The organism is Allobosea sp. BE125 (genome assembly GCF_031456075.1).
GTDB lineage: Bacteria > Pseudomonadota > Alphaproteobacteria > Rhizobiales > Beijerinckiaceae > Allobosea.
Window position 1 is genome coordinate 1 of the sequence record NZ_JAVDTY010000002.1, and the last position, 21,712, is coordinate 21,712.

Consider the following 21,712-nt stretch of genomic DNA (forward strand, 5'->3'; position numbering starts at 1 on the left):
CCATTACAACTGGCATCGACCGCACGGCGGTATCCAGGCCAAAACCCCAATCAGCAGACTCGCTCTCGACGAGGACAACCTGTTGAGGCTCCACAACTAGATGTCATTCTCGGGCTTGCCCCGAGAATCTCACCTAAGGCGCCCTACCCGGTCTTCGACGTGATCGTCATGCCGTCGAAGGCCGCCTCGATCCCCGCCGGCAAGCGCCGGGACAGGACCGCATAGTCGAGATCGCTATGCAGATTGGTCAGGATCGTGCGGCGCGGCTTGAGTTCTGCGATCGCCGCCAGCGACTGCTCCAGGTTGAAATGGCTCGGATGCGGCGTCTCGCGCAGGCAATCGAGGATCAGGATGTCGAGACCGGCCATCGCAGCCTTGGCCTGCGCCGGCAGGACGCTGACATCCGGGAGATAGGCCAGGTCGCCGAAACGGAAGCCGAGCGATTCATAGCCCGGACCATGCTCGACGGCGAAAGGCAGCGCTTCTATGGGCTTCCCGGCTCCCTCTACCGTCAAGGGGCTGCCGACCCGCATCGGCTTCAGATCCAGGATCGGCGGATAGGTGCTGCCGGGCGGCGTCTCGAAGATATAGCCGAAACGGAGGGCAAGCGTCGCGGATGTACGCTCGTCAGCGTAGACCGGCAGCCTGCGGCGCATATGCATGACCAGCGCGCGCATGTCGTCGATGCCGTGGGTGTGGTCGGCATGGTCATGCGTGACCAGCACCGCATCGAGATGCATCACGCCGGCGTCGATCAATTGCTCGCGCAGATCGGGCGAGGTGTCGACGATCAGGCTGGTCGTTCCATTCGGGCCGACGCTTTCGACCAGGATCGAGCAGCGCCGCCGCCGGTTCTTCGGCTCGGCGGGATCGCAGGCCCCCCAGCCGGAGCCGGGGCGCGGCACGCCGCCAGACGAGCCGCAGCCGAGGATGGTGACCGTCAGCGCCATGCTAAGCGAAGTCTCATGAGCATTGGGCCTCTGGGCGTTGGGCCTGGGGTGCGGCGTGGTCCATCTTCCAGTAGCAACGGCGTGCATTGGCCGTGGTCAGGGCCGCGATCTCGTCGAATCCAACGCCGATCGCTTCACCCAGAACCTTCGCCGTTTCAACGACATAGGATGGCTCGTTGCGCTTGCCTCTGAACGGGACGGGCGCGAGATAAGGCGCATCCGTCTCGACCAGGAGGCGGTCGCTCGGCACGAGCCGCGCGATCCGGCGCAGCTCCTCCGAGGTCTTGAAAGTCAGGATTCCGGAGAAGGACACGTAAAGCCCCATCTCGACCCCGGCAAGCGCCAGCGCCTCGCCTGCCGTGAAGCAATGCAGGATGGCGGGGAAGGCGCCCTTCCCCATCTCCTCCCGCAGGATCGCGATCATGTCGTCATCGGCCTGGCGGGCGTGAATGACGAGCGGCAGCTGCGTCATCCGCGCAGCGGCGATATGGGTGCGCAAGCCTTGAGCCTGCGCCTCACGCGGGCTCTTGTCGTAGTGATAGTCGAGCCCGGCCTCGCCGATGGCGACACAGCGCGGATGGCGCGACAGCGCAACCAGCTGCTCGGCCGTGACATCGAGTTCCTCATGCGCGCCATGGGGATGCGTGCCGACGCTGCACCAGACCGAGGGGAAGCGTTCGGCGATTGCCGCATAGGTTGGAAAGCGCGCCACGCGGGTCGAGATCGTGACCATGCGGCCGACGCCGGCGGCCTCGGCGCGCGCGACGAAGGCGTCGAGGTCCTCAGTGAAATCGGGGAAATCGAGATGGCAATGCGTATCGATCAGCATCAGGCGCCCTCGCCGGCCTCCGGCTCGATATAGCGCGGGAAGATGCCGCTCGGCACCGGAAGCGCGATCCCGGCGGCCAGGCGGCCGGACTTGCCCAACGCGGCGAAGCTGCGGGCGTCAGGCGCGACGCCCAGCAGATCGAGTAGCTTGGCGGACGCTTCAGGCATCACCGGTTGCACCAGGATCGCGACCTGCCGCAGCACCTCGGCCGTGACATAGAGCACGGTGTCGCGGCGCGCAGGATCGCTCTTGGTCAAGCGCCAGGGTTCGTTCGCGGCGAAATAGCGGTTCGCCTCGGCAACCAGGGCCCAGAGCTCGGCCAGCAGGCTATGCAGGGCAAAATCCTGCATGGCGTCGCGGGCCTTGGCGAGCGCGCCATCGGCGAGCGCGAGCATGGCGTCGTCGCCTTCTGTCAGCGCGCCGCAGGCAGGCACCCTGCCCTCGCAGTTCTTGGCGATCATCGAGAGCGAGCGCTGCGCCAGATTGCCGAGATCATTGGCAAGGTCGGCGTTGATGCGCCCGACGATCGCTTCATGGCTGTAATTGCCGTCCTGGCCGAAGGAGACCTCGCGCAGGAAGAAATAGCGTAGTTGGTCGACGCCGTAGGCGTCCGCCAGCTCGAACGGGTCGACGACATTGCCCAGCGACTTCGACATCTTCTCGCCCTTGGAGAGCAGGAAGCCGTGACCGAAGACGCGCTTAGGCACCGGGAGACCGGCAGACATCAGCATGGCGGGCCAATAGATGGCGTGGAAGCGCACGATGTCCTTGCCGATGATGTGGACATCGGCCGGCCAGTAATGCCAGCGCGGATTGTTCTCGTCAGGGAAGCCGCAGCCGGTCAGGTAGTTGTTGAGGGCGTCGACCCAGACATACATGACGTGGTTCGGTGCGCCCGGAACCGACAGCCCCCAGTCGAAGGTGGTGCGGCTGACCGAGAAATCCTCCAGCCCGCTCCTTACGAAGCTGACGACCTCGTTCTTGCGCGTCTCCGGCGAGATGAAATTCGGCACCTCCTCATAGAGCTTCAGGAGACGGTCCTGATAGGCGCTGAGGCGGAAGAAATAGCTCTCCTCCTCGACCCACTCCACCGGGGTGCCCTGCCCGCCGAGCCGCGTTCCGTCGGGCTGCAGCGTGGTTTCCTTCTCGGCGTAGAAGGCCTCGTCGCGTACCGAGTACCAGCCGGCATATTTGGCGAGGTAGATGTCGCCATTGGCTTCCAGGCGCCGCCAGAGCTCATGCGTCGAAGGCAGATGGTCTGCGTCGGTGGTGCGGATGAAGCGGTCGAAAGAGCAGCCGAGGCGCGCCTCCATCTGCTTGAAGCGTTCCGCGATCTGATCGACGTAAGCCTTTGGTGCAAGGTCATTTTGTGCTGCCGTACGCTGCACCTTCTGGCCATGCTCGTCGGTTCCGGTCATGGCAAAGACGTCGTAGCCGTCGAGCCGCTTGAAGCGCGCGATCGCGTCCGACGCCACCATCTCATAGGCGTGGCCGATATGGGGGGGACCATTCGTGTAGTGAATGGCGGTCGTCAGATAGAATTTGGGCGCCGTGGCCATAGTCCGGTCCGAAGGGTTCGCTTCACGCTGCGCGCGAGCGGGCAACCGCATCCGACAGATCATGAAACATCGTCATCACGAGAGGGCGGCGATCGAGGTTATAGGTGTCCACCTCTCGGGCCGCGCGTCCCAGCTTTTCCCATACCTCCGCCAGCGGTGCAAGGCGCGCCGGACTTGCTGCGGCATGGGCATGGAGATGGTCGCCGAGCCAGCTCTGGATGGTGTCGATCATCACCGCGAAGTCGCCCTCGCCCGCCTTGCCGGCGACATCCTCGGCGAGCGCCAGCAAAGCCGTGAGGTCGATGCCTGGAAGCGCATCAAGCCGAGCCCGCACGGCCTCGACCAGCGCCAACGTCTCAGGATCGACATAGGTGAGCGCGCGGCGCACCGAGCCGTCGCTGAAGCTGGCTGCGCGCAACAGGGCCGATTCGTCGAAGGGATCGCCCATTCGCTCCAGCGCGATCCGGCCAGCCTGCGCGATAGCGGCCTCATCCAGAGCCGCGAAGGTCAGGAGCCGGCAGCGCGAGCGGATCGTCGGCAGCATGCGGCCGGGCGCATGCGCCACGATCAGGAAGAGCGCGCGCGGCGGCGGTTCCTCCAGCAGCTTCAGCAGGGCATTGGCGGCCGAGCGGTCCATATCCTCGGCGGAATCGACGATGGCGACGCGCCAGCCGCCTTCGGCCGCGCTCGAACCGAAGCGGTCGAGCACGCGGCGAACCGAATCGACCGGGATATTGCTGGTGTAGCCCTTGCCATCGGGCTTCTGCGTCCGGCGCAGTACATGCAGATCGGGATGAGATTGCGCCATGATGCGCCGGCTGGCGGGATCCTCTTCCGCCATGGCGAGCGAGGCGACATCTGCCGCACGCCGGGCCGGGTCACCGGCCGCCAGCATGAAACGCGCGGCGCGATAGGCGAAGCTCGCCTTGCCGATGCCTTCCGGCCCGCCCAGCAGCCAGGCATGGTGCATCCGGCCCGAGCGCAACGCTTCGAGAAAGTCCTGCTCCTGCGTGCCATGCCCAACGAGCGCCAGCGTCTCGCGCGGGTGCGGGGCATTCGGCAACCGGTCGGGTTCGTCGCTCGTCGCGCGCATCAGGCGTCCTGTGACAATCGCAGGCGCTGGTGGAGCACAATCCTGACCACGACGGCAAGCGTTTCCGGCACGGTGGAAACGTCAACCACCGCGATCGATGCGCCCAATGCGAGAAGTGGTGGCCTCAGGCCGACGAGACCCGGGAGGACTGTCACGACGCCTCATCAGGCGGGCGGACCATGAAGTCGAAATCGCAGCCTTCATCGGCCTGCAGCACGGTTTGCTGGAACAGCCGCGCATAGCCGCGCTTGGGCATTGCGGGCGAAGGCGAGGTCTTCAGCAGGGATCTGCGGCGCTCGAATTCGCCATCGTCGATCAGGAGATCGATGCGGCGGCCGGCCAGGTCGAGACGGATCATGTCGCCGCTCTCGACCAGCGCAAGCGGCCCGCCGACGGCCGATTCCGGCGTGATATGCAGCACGATCGTGCCGAAGGCCGTGCCGCTCATGCGGGCATCGGAAATCCGCACCATGTCCTTGACGCCCTGGCGGCCGAGCTTCTTCGGAATCGGCAGATAGCCGGCCTCAGGCATGCCGGGCGCGCCTTTCGGACCGGTGTTGCGCAACACGAGAACATCGTCCGCGCTGACGTCTAGCTCGGGATCGTCGATGCGGGCCGCCATGTCCTCGACCGAGTCGAACACCACCGCCCGGCCGGTATGCTGGAGCAGGCGCGCGGATGCCGCCGCCTGCTTGATGATCGCACCGCCCGGGGCGAGATTGCCGTAGAGCACCGCCATCGAGCCCTCGGCCTTGATCGGGGCCGAGCGCGGCCGGATCACGTCCTGCCCCGGCACATCCTCGGCCTTGGCGACGATATCGCGCAATGTCCCGCCCGCGACCGTGCCGGCATCGAGGTCGATCAATTCGCCGAGCTGGGCGAGCAGCTTGGGCACGCCGCCGGCATGGTGGAAATGCTCCATATAATGGGCGCCCGAGGGCTTGAGATCGACCAGGACCGGCACCTTGCGGCCGATCTCGTCGAGCATGTCGAGGTCGTAGCGATGCGGCGTGCGATTGGCGATCGCGGTCAGGTGGATGATGCCGTTGGTCGAGCCGCCGATCGCCTGCATCACGACCGTCGCATTGCGGAAGGCCTGCGGCGTCAGCAACTCGCTGGGCCGCGGACCGCCATCGACCGCCATGCGGGCGGCGGCCGCGCCGCTGGCTTCGGCCAAGCGGATACGCTCGGCATGGGGGGCTGGAATCGTCGCGCTCATCGGCAATGACAGGCCAAGCGCCTCGGTGATGCAGGCCATGGTCGAGGCCGTGCCCATCACCATGCAGGTCCCGACGGAAGGCGCCAGGCGGCTGTTCACGGTCTCGATCTCGGCCTCGTCGATCTCACCGGCGCGATGCGCGCTCCATAGACGCCGGCAATCCGTGCAGGCGCCCAGCACCTCGCCCTTGTGGTGGCCGACCACCATCGGCCCGACCGGGACCACGACGGTGGGCAGGTCGACGCTCGCGGCCGCCATGATCTGCGCCGGCAATGTCTTGTCGCAGCCGCCGATCACGACGATCGCGTCCATCGGCTGGGCCCGGATCATCTCCTCGGTGTCCATCGCCATCAGATTGCGCAGGAACATCGAGGTCGGATGGGCGAAGCTTTCATGGATCGAGATGGTCGGGAACACCATCGGCATCGCCCCCGACAGCATGACGCCGCGCTTCACCGCCTCGATCAGTGCCGGCGCATTGCCATGGCAGGGGTTGTAGTCGCTGTAGGTGTTGGTGATGCCGACGATCGGACGATCCAGCGCATCGTCGGAATAGCCCATCGCCTTGATGAAGGCCTTGCGCAGGAACAGCGCAAACCCCTCGTCGCCATAGCTCGTCAGTCCCTTGCGCAGGCCTTTGGCCATTATCGTTCCTCCTGCGGCCGAGGCCGGCCAAGTCGCGGCGAAACATCTCCGCGAAGCCTTTTATTGTCAATAATAAATGCCGGCATTCGCCTCAATAACGCACGTGGAGCTCCCATTAGATATTAATTATTGACAATCTGATGCGCCCGGGTAGCCTCCCCGCAAAATAATAACAACCAATCTCGGAGGAGACGCATCATGAGACTTCGCGCTATCGGTTTAGCCGTCCTGACGGCTGCTTCCCTCGGCCATGCGGGCCTCGCGCTCGCCCAGGAGAAGCAGATCACGATGTGGAGCAATTGGCCCGACGAGCCGGCCAAGAAGGACTGGGTTGCGGCCCGCGTGAAGGAATTCGAGGCGGCCAACAAGCAATGCTCGGTGAAGCTCAGCTTCATCCCGAAAGCCGACATCTACACCCAGGCGAAGTCGGCCGTGCGCACCGGCCAGGCGCCGGACATCTTCTACATGGAGCCCGACCAGCCGGAGTTCCTGGCAGGCGGCTTCCTGGAGCCGCTCGATTCCTATGTCGATCTGGCGAATCTGGAGGATTGGGCCAAGCCGGCCTGGGCCTCGAAGGGCAAGGTCTACGGCGTGCCTGTCGAGGCCTATACGGTCGAGCTCTATTACAACAAGGATCTGGTCAAGAAGGTCGGCGTCGATGTTCCCGCGTCCTTCCAGTTGTCTCAGGCACAGTTCCTCGATCTGGTGAAAAAGGGCGCGGCCGCCGGCATCACGCCGGTTTCGCAAGGCGTCGGCGACCGGCCCTTCCCGGGCGGCCAGTTGTTGTTCGAGTCGCTGCTGCGCAAGCTCGGCTCCGACGACTACGCCAAGCTGCTCAACGGCGAGCTGTCTTTCAAAGACCCGCGTGTCGTCGAGGTCATGAACTGGGTCAAGCAACTGGTCGACGCCGGCGCCTATCCCAAGAGCTTCGCGACACTGAAGCTCGGCGAATCCCATTTCTATTTCTACAATACGCCGGGCGCGCTGACCTTCCCTGATCCGAGTTGGTTCACCGGACGCGCCTTCGCCGAGCCCGAAAAGGGCGGCATGCCCGCGAACTTTCCGCTCGGCATCATGAAATTCCCGGCCATGGACAAGGGCAATTGCCCGGAATGCAAGACGCTGGCGATCGGCGGTAGCTTCGTGATGTTCTCCAAGAGCAAGAACAAGGATTGCGCTGGGGCCATGCTGAAATCCATGGCAACACCCGAAAATGGCACGAAGTGGATCGGCGAAGTCTCGCTCCAGAGCGGGCTCAAATCCGATCAGGACAAGATCGTGAGCCCACGGAAGGATTATTTCGCTGAGCTGAACGCACGCAACAAGGACGCGAAATACTTCTTCGGCACGCCGCTGCTCTACTATCGGGCCAAATGCGCCGACACCTATGTCCAGGTCATGAACAACGCCTTCCCGGCAGGCTTGCTGAGCGTTCAGGAGGCAGCCGAGAAGATGGACGGCGCTTGCCTGAAGAAGTGAGCCGACCATGCCAGAGGCGATTGCCTTGAACGTCAAGACGAACGACCGGGAGGCGTCCACCACCGCCCGGTCGCTAGCCGACCCCCGCCGCGCGAGCCGCGTCGTGCTTGTGATATTCTTGGCGCCGGCGCTGCTGGTCTATTGCGGGCTAACCGCCTATCCGGCCTTTCGGACCATCTTCGACAGCTTCTTCACGATCGAGGGGATCGAGGCCACCTTCGTCGGCCTCGCCAATTATCGCGAGCTGGTCTCCGACGAGACCTTCTGGATCGCGGTGCGCAATACGCTGATCTGGTCGTTCGTTGCGCCGGTGCTCGATGTCGCGACTGGCCTGCTGCTGGCGCTGGCGCTCTATGCCGGGGTTCCGTTCGCCCGCTTCCTGCGCGTCGCCTGGTTCACGCCGGTGCTGCTGTCCTATGTCGTGGTCGCGATCCTGTGGATGTGGATCTTCAACTACGATTGGGGCATCCTGAATGCGATGCTGCGCGCGGTCGGGCTCGATGGCCTCGCCTCGTCCTGGCTCGGCGATCCCCATCTTGCCCTGGCGTCGGTCATCGTTACCCATGCCTGGAAATGGGCCGGGTTCAACATGGTGGTCTGCCTCGCCGCGATCCATTCGCTGCCGCGCGAGGTGCTCGAGGCGTCTGAACTCGACAATTGCGGTTGGGGCGAAAAGCTCCGCTACATCATCATTCCGATGCTGCGGCCAACGCTGCTTTCACTCTACATCCTGGCGTTCATCGGCAAGATGAAGATCTTCGACCTCGTCTGGATCATGACGCAGGGGGGCCCGCTCTGGGCGACCGAGACGGTCTCGACCTATGTCTACAAGCGCGCATTCAACTGGAACACCTTCGATCTCGGCTATCCGTCGGCGATCGCGACGGTGTGGTTCCTCGTCGTGTGCGCCTCCGTCGTGATCCTCAACCGTCTCCTGAGCACGCGCGACCGGCTGGAGTATTGAGATGGCGCAAAGCTCCGCTCTCGCGCAACGCCCCGCGCCAATGCCACGCCTGTTCAGCCGTGGCGCGCTTGCCCTGATCCTTGCTGTCTACACCCTCTATACGCTCGGCCCCTTCCTCTGGCTGGCGACGATGTCCGTGCGCACCACCGCCGAGATCAGCGCTGACCACTATGCCTGGCCACGGCCGTTCCACTGGGAGCAGTTCAGGAGCGCCTGGGTCGATTCCGACTTCGCGACCTATTTCTGGAATTCGACGCTGGTCGTGGTCGGAGCCGTGGCGGTCGTTACGCTGATCGGGGCGGCGGCCGCACATGCGCTGGCGCGCTATCGCTTCCGCGGCAACCGGCTGATCTACGGCATCCTGTTCTCGTCGATCATCTTCCCGCCGCAGATCACGCTGATCTCGCTCTATCAGATCCTGGTCGACTACAATCTCTACAACAGCCTGCTCGGCCTCAGCCTCGTCTATGTCTCGCTGCAGCTGCCGCTGACGGTCTACCTGCTGGAAGGGTTCTTCGCCCGCATCCCGCAGGACCTGTTCGACGCCGCCAAGATGGACGGCTATGGCGATCTGGAGATATTCTGGCGCATCGTCCTGCCTGTCGGCATGCCGGCGATCGCGACCACGCTGATCCTGAACTTCATCCAGCTCTGGAACGAGTTCCTGTTCGCGGTGGTGCTAATCACCGACCCGGAGAAGCGCACGCTGCCGATTGGCATCCGCGCCTTCATGGGCGACCATTTCCAGGACATCGGCATGATTGCGACGGGCGTGATGATTTCGGTCATCCCGGTCATCATCGCCTATGTCTTCTTCTCCGAGAAACTCATCCGCGGCATGACTGCCGGCGCGATCAAGTAGGAGACTGCCATGGCCGTCGTCGGACTCGACAAGATCAGCAAGCGCTATGGCAGCAGCGGCCCGGTGGTGGTCGACGATATCGACCTCGCCATCGGGGATGGCGAGTTCATGGTGCTGCTCGGCCCCTCGGGCTGCGGCAAGTCGACGACGCTGCGGATGATAGCAGGGCTGGAGACGATCAGCAGCGGCACGCTGTCGATCAATGGGCGGGCCGTCAACAACGTGCCGGCCAAGGATCGCGACATTGCGATGGTGTTCCAGTCCTACGCACTTTACCCGCATATGAGTGTCGCGGAAAACCTCGCCTTCGGCCTGCGCCGACGCAAGATCGCCTCCGACGAGGTCGATCGACGCGTCAAGGACGCGGCCGGGCTGCTCGGCCTGACCCCGCTGCTGGCGCGTCGTCCGAGCGCGCTGTCGGGCGGGCAGCGGCAGCGCGTCGCGCTTGGCCGCGCCATGGTGCGCGAGCCGCAGGTCTTCCTGTTCGACGAGCCGCTCTCGAATCTCGATGCCGCGCTTCGGGTCAACACGCGTAGCGAGATCATCAAGCAGCATCATCGGCTCGGTTCGACCATGATCTACGTCACGCACGACCAGGTCGAAGCGATGACCATGGGCACGCGCATCTGCGTGATGAATGCCGGCCGGGTCGCGCAGATCGGTGCGCCGCTGGAGGTCTACTGGCAGCCGGCGGACACTTTCGTGGCGCGCTTCCTGGGCTCGCCACCGATGAACCTGCTGAAGGCGACGATCGCCCCCGATGCCCTGCATGCGCGCAGTGCCGCAGTCGATGCGCCGCTGACGCGCTGGTCTGACGCCACGCTTGCCGGCATCGCCGGGTGCGAGGTGACACTCGGCGTGCGTGCCGAGGATTTGCTGATCGATGCGGCAGCGTTGAACGGCCAGCCGCATGGCTCGATCAGGGGCCGTACCATCGCCGTCGAACCGCTCGGCGCCGAGACGCTGCTTCTGGTCGAGACTGAAGGCGGCACGGAGTGCATCGCGCGCCTGCCGCGCAATGTCGTGGCCGCGCCGGGCGAAGCCGTCGAACTCTTCTTTTCCGCTGAGGCCACCTATCTGTTCGACGGTCAGACCGGCCGGGCGGTTCCCGCCTTGGCGACCACGCCTGCCGCGCAAAAAGCCGCCGCCCAGCGGAAATCCCATTGATGGCTTTGCCGCTCAGGATCGGGCTGATCGGAGCCGGCTGGGTCACGCTCTACCATCTGCGCGGCTGGCAGGCGCTTGCCGAGGAGGCCGTGATCGTGGCGATTGCCGATCCGTCGGATAAAGCGAGCGAAAACCGCGCCGCTGAATTCGGTATCGGTGCACGCTACCGGAGCGCAAGCGAGATGCTGGCGGCAGGCGGCCTCGATGCGGTTGACATCGCCGCGCCACGTGCCGCCCATGCCGAATTGGTTCGTCTGGCAGCCGATCACGGGCTACCTATCCTGTGCCAGAAGCCGCTGGCTCCGACCCTGGACGAGGCCCGGCAACTGGTCGCTGACATGACGGGCCGGGTTCGGCTGATGGTGCATGAGAACTGGCGCTTCCGTGCCTATTACCGCCAGGCCGCGCAATGGATTGCGCAGGGCCGGATCGGCAAGGTCAAGGCGGCCTCACTGTCGCTTGTCACCTCAGGCACGGTGCCGAATGCGGAGGGGCGGCTGACCGCTCTGGAGCGACAACCTATGCTGCGCGGCGAGCAGAGGATGCTCGTGGCCGAAGTGCTGATCCACCATCTCGATACGCTGCGCATGCTGCTCGGCCCGATGAGCGTGCGTGCGGCTGTGCTGAGCCGGACCTGTCCCGAGATTCTCGGTGAGGACGGTGCGGTCCTGCATCTCGAAACGGCCGGCGGTGCAGGGGTTTCGGTCTTCGCGAGCTTTGCCGCATATGGCGCGCAGCCTGAACAGGTCGATCGCCTCACCCTCCTCGGCGAGCGCGGGATGATCCGCCTCGATGGAGCCGAACTCGTCTTCACGAGTGGAGGCGATGAAGAGCGGATCAGCTTCGATCAGGCTGCGGTCTATCAAGGGGCCTACACCGCGACGCTCGCCCATTTCCTCCGCAGCCTGCGCGAGAATACGCCGTTCGAGACCTCGCCCGAGGACAATCTCGAAACATTGCGTCTGGTTGAGGATTGCTATCGCCTCTCCAGCTGGGAATCGGCGGGCAAAAGCAGAACAGAAGGACACGCGGCATGAGCGAAGCATCGGCATCGGCATCGCGTGTTGAGGAACAGGCGGAAATCCTCCGCCGGCTCGAGGAGGACATCATCTTCGGGCGTCTCGCGCCGGGCTCGCGGCTTGTCGAGGACAGCCTGATGGCCCGCTACGGCGCGACGCGGCACTTCATCCGGCAGGCTTTGGTTCAGCTGGAACGCACCGGCGTCGTCCGCCGCGAGAAGAATATCGGCGCGACCGTCTGCTCCTACTCGGCCGAAGAGGTCCGACAGATCTACGAAGTCCGCGAGATGCTAACCCGGCAGGCGGTGCTGATGATCGCGCTGCCGGCACCAGCCGAACTCATCATGCGGCTGAAGGCGATCCAGGCGGATTATGCCCGCCACGCCGAGGCCGGCGATCTGCGCGGCATCCACGAGACCAATGACGCGTTCCACATCGCTTTGTTCAGCGCCTGCGGCAATCCGTATCTGGTGCGCAGCCTGCAGGATTACATGGGCCTGACCTTGCCGATGCGGGCGAAGAACCTCGCCGACCGCGAGGGTTTGCGGCTCTCATTGCGCCAGCACGACATCATGATCGAGCTGCTCCAAGGCACGGATTCCTGGGCGCTCGCGCAGATCAACATCGATCACATGCAGTCCAGCAAGGCCGATTATCTCGCACGCACCGCGTCGATCGCGGGCAGGACGCAGCTCGGTCTCGTTGATTGAGCGCTGCGCCAAGCGCTTCCAGCGCAGAACCGGACTGAAGATGGAACCCGGCTTGAAGGGAAAGACCGCGCGGGTGCTCGGCGCGGGCGGCGAGTTTGCCAGTGCCATCGCCGCGACCCTGGCACGCGAGAGCGTGCGCGTCGCGCCCAGCGATATCGACGAGGCCGCGCTGGAGAGGGTTGTCGGGACAATTTCGCGAGATGGCGGCGAATACGAGAGCAAAGCCTTAGATCGAAAAGTTGGCTGGCCACGCGTCGAACGTCCGGCTTTGAGCGAAAGCCTCTCTCGAGGCTCCCTCACAAGCCAACATCCCATCCGCTGATAGTCCCCGCTTTACGCCGCCATGAAATGGGTCAGCTTCACGTTGAGATAGTCCTGGATGGCTTGCCGGCCGCCTTCTCGGCCCATGCCGGAATGATCGACGCCGCCAAAGGGGGCCTCGGCATGGGCGATCATGAAGGTGTTGACTCCGACCATGCCAGCCTTGAGTTCTGCGCTAAGCGCCTCCGCGCTACGCTGACTGGCAGTGAAGCCATAGGCAGCCAGGCCATAGGGCGTCGAATTCGCCCGCTCGATCGCGTCGTCCAGCGTTCGGAAGGTGGCGATCGGCGCCAGCGGGCCAAAGGGCTCGTCGCGCATGATACGGGCGCCGTCGGGCACGTCGGAGAAGACGGTTGGTTCGAAATAGAAGCCCTTGTTCCGGTTGGCCGGGCGGCGCCCGCCGGTGAGGCGACGCGCGCCCGAAGCTTCCGTATCGGCAGATAGCGCCTCGACGCGGTCGCGCTGGCTGGCGAGCGTCAGCGGGCCCATCGTCGTCGCCCGGTTCTGACTGTCGCCCAGCACCAGAGCCTCGGCAGCCCTGACCATGCCGCTGGCGAAACGTTCGGCCAGGCTTTCATGCACATAGAAGCGGTTCGGCGCGATGCAGACCTGGCCGGCGTTGCGGAACTTGAACAGCGCACACACTGTCGCGGCGCTGTCGACATCGGCATCCTCGCAGATCACGACGGGGGCATGGCCGCCGAGTTCCATCGAGCAACGCTTGACGGTCTTGGCGGCCTCGGCCAGCAGCATCTGACCGACGCGCGTCGAGCCGGTCAGTGAAATCTTGCGGACCTCCTCGGCAGCCATCAGGAGAGGCGTGATCGTCTCTGCCGGGCCGAAGAGCATCTGGACGGTGCCAGCCGGAGCTCCGCCTTCCGCACAGGCGTCTGCGATCAGCGTCGAGGTCAGCGGCGCCTGCTCGGAGGGGCGGCAGATGATCGGGCAGCCGGCGGCGAGCGCCGGCGCGATCTTGCGGGCGAGCAGATTGATCGGGAAATTCCAGGCGGTGAAGGCGGCGACGATGCCTACCGGCTCCAGCGCCGTGGCCAGGCGCCCGCCCTGGCGGGAGGGAATTGTCTCGCCAAAAAGGCGCTCGGCCTCGCCGGCAAACCAGTCGAATTGCTCGATCGCGATCAGGACTTCACCCTCGGATTGGGCGATCGGCCGGCCGATCTCATAGGACAATGCGCTCGCCAGCGCGCCCTTGCGCGCTTCCATCGCTCGGGCGATGCCGCGCAGCACCTTGGCCCGCTCCCAACCATGCACCCTCGACCAGGTTTTCAGTGCGGCACGCGCGTGATGAAGCGCTTCTTCAACCTCGGCTGGGCCGGCGCGCGGAGCCGTCCAGAGCAACTCCTCGGTGCAGGGGTTGATGACCCGCAACGGCTCGAGCGCCGTCTGAGCGCGGAATTCGCCGCCGATCAGCAGCTTGGGAATCAAGTCGGGCATGGAGCCTCCAGGATGTTCGAGACAAGTTTGGCGCGGCCGGTTGAAGCGAAGCGCGCCGTCTTCCGGCCGTCATTGGCTCGCGGTGACGCCGCCATCGACGTAGACGATCTGGCCGGTCATGTAGCTGCCGGCCGGCGCGGCGAAGGTGATGATCTGGCCGACGACTTCGACCGGCTCGCCGATCCGACCGAGCGGATTGCGGTCGAGGATGAAATCGCGAAAGCCGTCGCGCTCAAGGTGGGGCCGGATACGCTCGGACTGGATGAAGGTCGGCGCAACCGCGTTGACGGTAATGTTGTGCGGCGCGAGTTCCATCGCATGCTGCTTGACCAGCATGACGAGGCCACCTTTGGTGGCGCAATATGCCGAGTAGCCGCGCCCGCGCAGCGCGAGTTGCGAGCGCACGGAGAGCAGGTGGATCTGCCGCCCGCCGCCGCCTTGCGAGATCTGGTGGCGTGCCACGGCCTGAGCCAGGAACATCGCCGATTTCAGATTGGTCTCGTAGACCTCGTCGAAGGTCTCCTCGGTGACGTCGAGCAGCGACTGCTCGCGCTGGACGCCGACGCAGTTGACCAGCACGTCGATGCCGCCCATGGCCTCGGCGGCGCGGTCGGCGACCTCTGCGATCGCGGCTGGCCTGCGCGCATCGAGTTCGAAGCCGTAGGTGTCGACGCCAACGCAAGCCAGCTTTTGCGCAAGTGCGGCCGCCTTTCCGCCATTGGGGCCGGCGATGGCGCAATGGGCCCCGCGCCGCGTCAGCGCCATCGCGATCGCCTCGCCGAGTGCGCCGTAGCCGCCGGGCAGGAAGATGCGCAGGCCCTTGATGTCGAACAGCCTGTCCATCGCGTCGAGGTCGATCTGCGGGGTCAGATTGGTGGCGAGTTGGTTCACGCGGCGTCCTCCACGGCGGCGCGATCGGTCAGCAGGTTGCCGAGATAGGCGCGGGCCGGCTCGAAGGCGAGCAGCCCGGCATAGTCCGGCAGCGGCGTGACGACGCCCTTGTTGACGAAGATGAAGCGCTCGCAGATCTCCTCGAGGATCTCGAGGTGGAAGCGCTCATTGGGATGGACACAGAGGAAGACCAGCCGGCCCTCAGCTCGCAGCCGCCGGAAGAAGTCCAGCATGAAGCCGATATAGCCGTCCTGCGTGTTGAACTGCGGTTCGTCGAAGAGATGGACCAGCGGGTATTGGCTGTCGGCGCGCTCCATCAGGGCATTGGGACGCAAAGACCGGAAATGCCTGACCTGGTAGGACTGGTGGTAGTGGATTGCGAGCCGGTCGCGCTCGTCGGTGCGGACGCGGTGGATGTTGCGGCCGCAGACCTCGACCTTGCCGTCCGTCGGGCTGTTCGAGCCGGTGATCAGCTCAAACAGCGTCGTCTTGCCGGAGCCGTTGGGGCCCATCATGCCGACGATCGCCGGCTCTTCGATGCGGAAATCTGCGTCGAGCCGGAAGGTCGGCGTTCGGTCGAACCGGCCACGCGTGTAGATCTTCGACAGGTTACTGACGTCAAGCATGGCGCTCATGTCACATTCCGATCAGGCGCTGGCGCCGGCAACTGTCGTCGAGTAGCGCGCGGGCCGGTCCCTCATGGACGATCCGGCCGCGGTCCATGACGTAGGCGCGATCCGAGACCTCGAGCGCGGCGAGTGCGTTCTGCTCGACGATCAGGACGGAGATGCCCTCGGCCTTGAGGCGGCGCACCGTCGACAGCACGTCCTGGACGATCTTGGGCGCGAGACCCTGGCTCGGCTCGTCGAGCAAGACGAGGCCGGGCGAACCCAGCAGCGCCCGCGAGATCGCGACCATCTGCATCTCGCCGCCGGAGAGGTTCTCGCATTCGCGCGGCATCAGATGTTCGAGCGCCGAGAAGATCGAGAACATCTCGCTGACCTGCCAGGACCGGAAACGGGTCTTGCGCATGCCGATCTGCAGGTTGCGCGCGACGGTCAGCGTCGGGAAGACGCGGCGGTCGTCTGGCACCCAGCCGATGCCCATGGCCGAGATGCGATGAGTCGGGTGCTTGGTGATGTCCTGCCCGTCGAAATGGATCTGCCCGCGCCGCGGCGGGTTCAGCCCCAGGATCGAGCGGATGGTCGTGGTCTTGCCGGCGCCGTTGGCGCCGAGCAGCGAGACGACCTCAGCTTCGCCGACCCGCAGCGAGGTGCCAAACAGGGCCTGCGTCTCGCCGTAGAAGGTTTCGATGTCGCGGACCTCAAGCATGGGTCGCCTCCGCCAATGTCGAGCGCCGCACCCACTTGTTGTCGCCAAGCTGTGCTGGCGTGCCCTCGGCGATGACCTGGCCCCAGTGGATCACCGAGATCCTGTCGGCGAGCTCGAACAGGAAGCGCATGTCGTGCTCGATCATCACGATCGTGTAGCGCTCGCGCAGCCGCTTCACGAGCAGAGCGAAGCGCCGCGTAGCCTCGGCACCGAGGCCCGATGTCGGCTCGTCCAGGAAGAGGATGCGAGGTTCGGCCGCGAGGGCGACGGCGATCTCAAGCGCGCGGCGATCGCCATAGCTGAGCGAGGCGGCCGCGTCCCAGGCCCGCGCGGCGAGGCCGACCTGATCGAGCACGGCCAGCGCCTGGTCGATCAGGACGCTGTCCGAGAACACCGCCGACATGGCGTGAAGACGGCGCGTCCGGAAGGCCGGCAGCGCCAGCATGACGTTCTCGATGACGACCGTATCGTCGAAGAGGTTCATCAGCTGGAAGGAGCGCGAGACGCCCATCCGGGCGATGCGCTGAGGCGGCAAGCCCGAGATCCGCTGCCCATCGAACACGACCTCGCCGCGATCCGGGCGGTGCTGGCCGGTGAGGACATGGAAGCAGGTCGACTTGCCGGCACCGTTGGGGCCCATGATGCCGCTGACCTGGCCTGCCTCGAAAGACAGCGAGATATTCTCCAGCACGACGCGCGAGCCGAAGCGCTTGTGGATGTTGCGGACCTCAAACAGCGCCATCACGCGGCCTCCGTCGCGGCGGCGGAAACGGAGCCAGGCCGCCGAGGCGGGCTGCGCCGCAGCAGGCCATACAGCATGCCCGCCAGCCCTTCGGGCCGCAGCATGACCATCGCCATGAAAATCAGGCCGTACCAGAGCAGCCAGGTCTCGGTCAGGCCGCCGAGGACATCCCGGGCGACGAAGTAGAAGATCACGCCCAGCACCGGGCCCCAGAAGCTGACGAGGCCGCCACCGACGAGGACCATCATCACGACGAGGCCCGACTGATGCAGGCTCATCACATCGGGATAGGCGCTCTGCTGGGCCATCGCGAGCAGGCTTCCGGCGAGGCCGGCGATCACCGCGGAGAGTGTGAAGACGGCCCATTTGAAGCGCCAGACTTCGTAGCCGACGAAGCGCGCGCGGGTCTCGTTCTGGCGAATAGCCTGCAGCACGCGGCCGAAGGGCGAGTTCGCCAGCCGCCAGCAGAGCACGACCACGACCATCAGCAGCACTGCCGCGAAGTAGAACAGCGCGCGGTTGTCGGTGAGCGCGACCTGCCAAGGCCCGAGCGTCAGCGGCGGGCGCGGAATGCCGAGCAGCCCGTCCTCGCCGCCGGTGACGCTATGGAGCTTCATGGCGAGAAACCAGAAGATCTGGCCGAAGCCGATCGTCAACAGCGCATAGTAGATGCCGCGGCGGTGGGAGAGGAATGCTCCGACAAGGGCGCCTGCGACGCCTGCCGCAAGCACGGCCGCCAGGAGGCCGCCCCAGAGGCTGACCGCGACATGGTGCTGGAACAGCCCGAATGCATAGGCGCCGATGCCGAGATAGGCGCCATGGCCGAAGGAGTGCAGCCCCGCATAACCGAACAGCAGGTTGAACCCGAGCGCGAAGGTGATCCAGATCGTGATCTCAATGCCGAGATACTGGTAGAGCCCGATGGCGGGCAGCAGGTTCGGCGCCGCCAGCAGCAGCACGGCCAGAACCAGCATCGGGGGCGTGATCCAGGCGCGCGGGCGGATGGGGATGTCCGAGAGCGAGATCATGGCGTCAATTTTCCAAGGCGCTCTTGCGACCGAGCAGCCCGCGACTACGGAAGCCGAGGATCGCGATCAGAAGCAGGTACATCGACATCGTCGACCAGGCGGCCGCATAGGCACCGGTGATTCCGATGGCCAGGCCGACCAGCAGGGCCGCGATGACGGCGCCCCAGAAGCTGCCGACGCCGCCGATGACGATGATGAGGAAGGCCGGGATGACGATGTCGACGCCGACATGCGGACGCAGGCCCCAGATCGGCACCATCACCACGCCGGCGAGCCCCGCCAGCGCGGCGCCGAACCCAAAGACCAAAAGCCTGAGCCTGGCGAGATCGTAGCCGAGCGCGCGGACCATCTCGCTGTCATGCGCGCCGGCCTTGATCACGGCGCCAGCCGAGGTGCGCTCCAGGAAGAGCCAGACGGCGGCGATGGCGACGATACTGAAGCCGGATGCGAAAAAGCGGTAGGTCGAGAAGATCATGCCGTTCAGCAGGAAGGCCCCGTTGATCGCCTGGGGCAAAGCGAGGTTCTGCTCGCCCGTGCCCCAGACCAGCCGGATCAACTCCTCGACCACAAGAGCCGCGCCGAAGGTCAGGAGCAGGCCGTAGAGCGGCAGCTTGCCATAGGTCGGGCGCAGGCAGAGCTCGAGCAGCATGCCGGCCAGTCCCGCAAGTGCCGGCCCGATCGCGAGCGCCAGCACATAGCGCAGGCCGAGCGGAAGGCTCAGCCACCAAGCACCGAAGGGCGTGCTCGAAAACCAGCTGCCTGCGATCACCGTTAGCGCGAAATAGGCGCCGAGCGCGAACAGCGAGCCATGGGCGAGATTGATCACCTCCATCACGCCCACGATCAGCGTGAAGCCAAGGGCGATGAGGGCGAAGAGCAGGCCCAGCGTCAGGCCATTGATGAGATGAGGCAGTAGATCGATCATGCGTCGTCCGTCCTGATGCGGTCGAGGGCGCGCTCCGCGACCGTGTGCGGGCCGCGGATGGCAGGACGAGTCAGGCGTCGAAGGTCGGTGTCTTGTCGTAGGGCTCCAGCTTGCAGAGCTTGGCGGAGTCCGTGTCGCGCACGTCGTCCGGCTTGGCATGGCTCAGGATCTCGAAGAGATCGTCCTTCTCTTTCGCCGCGCGGTTGGCGGTTGCGAGGTAGATGGTCTGCTGGACCTGATGGGTTTCGGCGTCGATCGTCGCATCGAAATGCTGCATGCGATCCCTGGCCGGCATCTTATGGCCCTCGAGCGCCTTGATCACGGCGATGTTGTTGGTTGTGCCGGCCCGCTCGATGGCGCCGAGAAGCTCCCGGATCGACATGTAGCCATTGTAGAAGACGTTGCCGGGCGAGCGCATGGCGGTCTCGGGATACATCGTCTGGTAGCGCTTGACGAAGTCGGCCACGCCCGGAAGATCGAGGCGATAATACCAGGTGGTGCCGAAGACGCCGAAGAGGTTGTCGACCGGCAGGCCGTAGACGTCGTCCCAATCCTGCTGGCTGTTGATCCAGGCCGGTTTGTCGCCCATGCCGAGCTGCGCGACCTGCTGGCGCATCGCCTTCTGGTCGTCGCCGCCGATCGCTGCAGAGATGACGCCGGGCTTGCGCTGCTGCACCTTCAGCAAGGCCGAGGTGAAGTCGCGTGTGCCCTGCGGGATCAGCACCTCCTCGATGACCTTGCCGCCATACTCCTTCAGCAGGGACTTGGTTGCCGCGGCGGTGTCGTGGCCCCAGACATAATCGTTGGTCAGGAGCATCCAGTCGGGCCCGAAGCGCTCGATCGCGCTCTTGACCGCCGCCTTGGCGAAGTTGGTGCCGTTGCCGTCGAAAACGAACTTGACGCGGTGGCAGTTCTGGCCGGCCTCGGTCGGCGAGGACGAGTTCGTGTTGATGTAGATCACGCCGTATTTCTGGGCGACCTGGCTGATCGCGTTGGCCACGCCGGAATGGACCGCGCCGACGAGGAAACCGCATTGCTCGCGGCTGATCATGCGCTCGGCGACACGACTGCCGGTCGCGGCGGTGGTTTCTGTGTCGATGTGCACGAACTCGATCTTGCGGCCAAGCACGCCGCCGCGCTCATTGGCTTCGGTGATCGCCATCATCATGCCGCGTTTGTCGCTGGCGCCGGAGTTGGCGTACTGGCCGCTGGCATCGGCTGTGATGCCGATCCGGATCGGCTTGGACGCGCCCTGCGCCCAGACGCGATTGTGCTTCCACGGGCCGGCAAACAGCGAAATGGCGCCTCCGGCGGTGGCCGCACCGAGAATGGCGCGCCGCGTAATCCTGATCTTCGACATCGACGCTCTCCCCAAGAGGGACGGGTTCTGGCCCGCCTTCACGCTTCGGTTGGATAACCGAATGAATTTTCAAAGAGCATGAATATTCGTTTTATATCTGTCAACCCTCCATGAAAGAGAATGCTTTTCCTCCCCTGCCGGGCACGCTATAGAACGGAATGAACGAAAATTCATTCAAAAACACCGACCAAGCTGCCGCAGATCTGCCCAAAGGCTCCGGCCAGGAGACCTTCGAGGCGCTTCGCCAGCGCATCCGCAACCGTTTTGAGCAGCTCAGCCCACATCTTCAGCGCATCGCGCGGGCTGCGCTCGAACAGCCCAACAACTTCGCCCTGCAGACCGTCGTCACCATCGCCGGCGAATTGAACATCCAGCCATCGACGCTGATCCGTTTCGCCAAGGAATTCGGCTACAGCGGCTTCTCCGAGATGCAGCGCATTTTCCGCCATCGATTAATCGAGGGCGCTCCGGGGGCGCGCGAGGAGGTCTACGCCAAGCAGGTGGCGCCGGGGCTGGCCGCTGATTTCGGCGCACTGCTCGACGACAGCATCGACGCCCTGATCGCCTCGCTCGAAGACCTCCGCCGAACCATTTCGTCCGAGGCGCTGGCCCAGGCGACGACGATGCTGCGGCAGGCTGACCATATCTACATCGCGGGCTTGCGCCGCTCGCGCCCGATCGCAAGCTATCTTGCCTATGGGCTGACGCGGTCCGAACGTCCGTGCAGCCTACTGGATTTCGGCAGTGGCATGGCGGCCGAACAGATCGCCGCCATGCGGCCGACTGATCTCCTGGTCGCTATCGCCTTCACGCCGTATACGCAGGCTGTGGTCGACATCACGCTCGACACGCATCTGAGCGGAAAGCGCATTCTCGCTCTGACGGACGTGCCGGAGAGTCCTCTCGCGCGCCATGCGGAGCTGGTTTTCTTCGTCGACAACTCCGTCACCAGCCAGTTCAGGCCGATTTCCGGAGCCATCGCCTTGGCGCAGACATTCATCACTGGACTTGGGAAGACCTGACACCTGACCTAGGCCGTCAGAAAGCCATTTCAGCCTGCCTCTAAGCCGCTTGCGCAACGCTTCCCTCTCCCCCTGATCAGGGAAGCTGCCTCGTCTCGAACTCACGCCTGCTTGACTGCTCGCTGAACGGCTCCTCGGCTTCG

21 protein-coding genes and 1 pseudogene are annotated in these 21,712 nt (G+C 64.9%); 9 read left to right on the forward strand and 13 right to left on the reverse strand.

The genetic code is table 11. The annotated features are described in order from the left end of the window. Positions 1-100, forward strand: a pseudogene (locus J2Y55_RS05310) (IS481 family transposase); the annotation flags it as partial. Positions 101-143: 43 nt separating this feature from the next. On the opposite strand, the gene J2Y55_RS05315 reads toward J2Y55_RS05310, so the two are convergent. From J2Y55_RS05315 to J2Y55_RS05335, 5 genes are all read right to left on the reverse strand, one after another. After that, a complete protein-coding gene (locus J2Y55_RS05315) occupies positions 144-950 on the reverse strand; it encodes an MBL fold metallo-hydrolase (RefSeq protein WP_310148778.1) in 807 nt (268 codons plus the stop codon). A 13-nt stretch (positions 951-963) separates the two neighbouring features. After that, positions 964-1,779: a TatD family hydrolase gene (locus tag J2Y55_RS05320; protein ID WP_310148780.1), complete on the reverse strand. Its 816-nt coding sequence runs from the start codon at positions 1,777-1,779 to the stop codon at positions 964-966. After that, positions 1,779-3,338, reverse strand: coding sequence for a methionine--tRNA ligase (gene metG, locus J2Y55_RS05325; protein ID WP_310148783.1), 1,560 nt, complete (start codon positions 3,336-3,338; stop codon positions 1,779-1,781). Before metG ends, J2Y55_RS05320 begins: the two co-directional genes overlap by 1 nt. A gap of 22 nt (positions 3,339-3,360) precedes the next feature. Continuing rightward, positions 3,361-4,431 (reverse strand): DNA polymerase III subunit delta', encoded by a 1,071-nt coding sequence (locus tag J2Y55_RS05330; RefSeq protein ID WP_310148785.1) that lies wholly within the window; start codon positions 4,429-4,431, stop codon positions 3,361-3,363. Positions 4,432-4,582: 151 nt separating this feature from the next. Next, entirely contained in the window at positions 4,583-6,295 is a 1,713-nt protein-coding gene (locus J2Y55_RS05335; protein ID WP_310148788.1) for an IlvD/Edd family dehydratase, read from the reverse strand. Between the two features lie 198 nt (positions 6,296-6,493). Here J2Y55_RS05335 and J2Y55_RS05340 point away from each other — a divergent pair, with 198 nt between their 5' ends. The 7 genes from J2Y55_RS05340 to J2Y55_RS05370 all read left to right on the forward strand — a co-directional run bounded on the left by J2Y55_RS05340 (position 6,494) and on the right by J2Y55_RS05370 (position 12,818). Beyond that, positions 6,494-7,774: an ABC transporter substrate-binding protein gene (locus J2Y55_RS05340; protein ID WP_310148791.1), complete on the forward strand. Its 1,281-nt coding sequence runs from the start codon at positions 6,494-6,496 to the stop codon at positions 7,772-7,774. Between the two features lie 103 nt (positions 7,775-7,877). After that, positions 7,878-8,738 (forward strand): carbohydrate ABC transporter permease, encoded by an 861-nt coding sequence (locus tag J2Y55_RS05345; protein ID WP_310148795.1) that lies wholly within the window; start codon positions 7,878-7,880, stop codon positions 8,736-8,738. A gap of 1 nt (position 8,739) precedes the next feature. Beyond that, positions 8,740-9,600, forward strand: coding sequence for a carbohydrate ABC transporter permease (locus tag J2Y55_RS05350; RefSeq protein WP_310148797.1), 861 nt, complete (start codon positions 8,740-8,742; stop codon positions 9,598-9,600). Between the two features lie 9 nt (positions 9,601-9,609). Next, on the forward strand, positions 9,610-10,767 hold the full coding sequence (locus tag J2Y55_RS05355; protein ID WP_310148800.1) for an ABC transporter ATP-binding protein: 1,158 nt from the start codon (positions 9,610-9,612) through the stop codon (positions 10,765-10,767). Continuing rightward, complete coding sequence (locus J2Y55_RS05360; protein ID WP_310148803.1) at positions 10,767-11,804, forward strand: Gfo/Idh/MocA family protein; 1,038 nt, start codon at positions 10,767-10,769, stop codon at positions 11,802-11,804. The genes J2Y55_RS05355 and J2Y55_RS05360 overlap by 1 nt, the downstream gene beginning before the upstream one ends. Continuing rightward, positions 11,801-12,496, forward strand: coding sequence for a GntR family transcriptional regulator (locus J2Y55_RS05365; RefSeq protein ID WP_310148806.1), 696 nt, complete (start codon positions 11,801-11,803; stop codon positions 12,494-12,496). The genes J2Y55_RS05360 and J2Y55_RS05365 overlap by 4 nt, the downstream gene beginning before the upstream one ends. 52 nt (positions 12,497-12,548) lie before the next feature. Then, complete coding sequence (locus J2Y55_RS05370; protein ID WP_310148809.1) at positions 12,549-12,818, forward strand: hypothetical protein; 270 nt, start codon at positions 12,549-12,551, stop codon at positions 12,816-12,818. A gap of 11 nt (positions 12,819-12,829) precedes the next feature. Here the strand turns inward: J2Y55_RS05370 and J2Y55_RS05375 are convergent, their stop codons facing one another. The 8 genes from J2Y55_RS05375 to J2Y55_RS05410 all read right to left on the reverse strand — a co-directional run bounded on the left by J2Y55_RS05375 (position 12,830) and on the right by J2Y55_RS05410 (position 20,547). Beyond that, a complete protein-coding gene (locus tag J2Y55_RS05375; RefSeq protein ID WP_310148811.1) occupies positions 12,830-14,269 on the reverse strand; it encodes an NAD-dependent succinate-semialdehyde dehydrogenase in 1,440 nt (479 codons plus the stop codon). A gap of 69 nt (positions 14,270-14,338) precedes the next feature. Then, complete coding sequence (locus tag J2Y55_RS05380; protein WP_310148814.1) at positions 14,339-15,160, reverse strand: SDR family NAD(P)-dependent oxidoreductase; 822 nt, start codon at positions 15,158-15,160, stop codon at positions 14,339-14,341. Further along, the gene (locus tag J2Y55_RS05385; protein ID WP_310148817.1) at positions 15,157-15,795 is read right to left on the reverse strand and encodes an ATP-binding cassette domain-containing protein; all 639 of its coding nucleotides are present in this window, start codon (positions 15,793-15,795) and stop codon (positions 15,157-15,159) included. Before J2Y55_RS05385 ends, J2Y55_RS05380 begins: the two co-directional genes overlap by 4 nt. Before the next feature lies 1 nt (position 15,796). After that, the gene (locus tag J2Y55_RS05390; protein ID WP_310148820.1) at positions 15,797-16,492 is read right to left on the reverse strand and encodes an ABC transporter ATP-binding protein; all 696 of its coding nucleotides are present in this window, start codon (positions 16,490-16,492) and stop codon (positions 15,797-15,799) included. Further along, the gene (locus J2Y55_RS05395; RefSeq protein WP_310148822.1) at positions 16,485-17,234 is read right to left on the reverse strand and encodes an ABC transporter ATP-binding protein; all 750 of its coding nucleotides are present in this window, start codon (positions 17,232-17,234) and stop codon (positions 16,485-16,487) included. The genes J2Y55_RS05390 and J2Y55_RS05395 overlap by 8 nt, the downstream gene beginning before the upstream one ends. Further along, the gene (locus J2Y55_RS05400; protein ID WP_310148825.1) at positions 17,234-18,262 is read right to left on the reverse strand and encodes a branched-chain amino acid ABC transporter permease; all 1,029 of its coding nucleotides are present in this window, start codon (positions 18,260-18,262) and stop codon (positions 17,234-17,236) included. The genes J2Y55_RS05395 and J2Y55_RS05400 overlap by 1 nt, the downstream gene beginning before the upstream one ends. A 4-nt stretch (positions 18,263-18,266) precedes the next feature. Continuing rightward, a complete protein-coding gene (locus J2Y55_RS05405) occupies positions 18,267-19,187 on the reverse strand; it encodes a branched-chain amino acid ABC transporter permease (RefSeq protein WP_310148828.1) in 921 nt (306 codons plus the stop codon). A 70-nt stretch (positions 19,188-19,257) separates the two neighbouring features. Continuing rightward, positions 19,258-20,547, reverse strand: a complete 1,290-nt coding sequence (locus J2Y55_RS05410) for an ABC transporter substrate-binding protein (protein ID WP_310148832.1) — start codon at positions 20,545-20,547, stop codon at positions 19,258-19,260. A 158-nt stretch (positions 20,548-20,705) separates the two neighbouring features. Between J2Y55_RS05410 and J2Y55_RS05415 the strand changes: the two genes are divergently transcribed. Then, positions 20,706-21,569, forward strand: a complete 864-nt coding sequence (locus J2Y55_RS05415) for a MurR/RpiR family transcriptional regulator (RefSeq protein ID WP_310148835.1) — start codon at positions 20,706-20,708, stop codon at positions 21,567-21,569. The last annotated feature ends 143 nt before the right edge of the window (positions 21,570-21,712 follow it).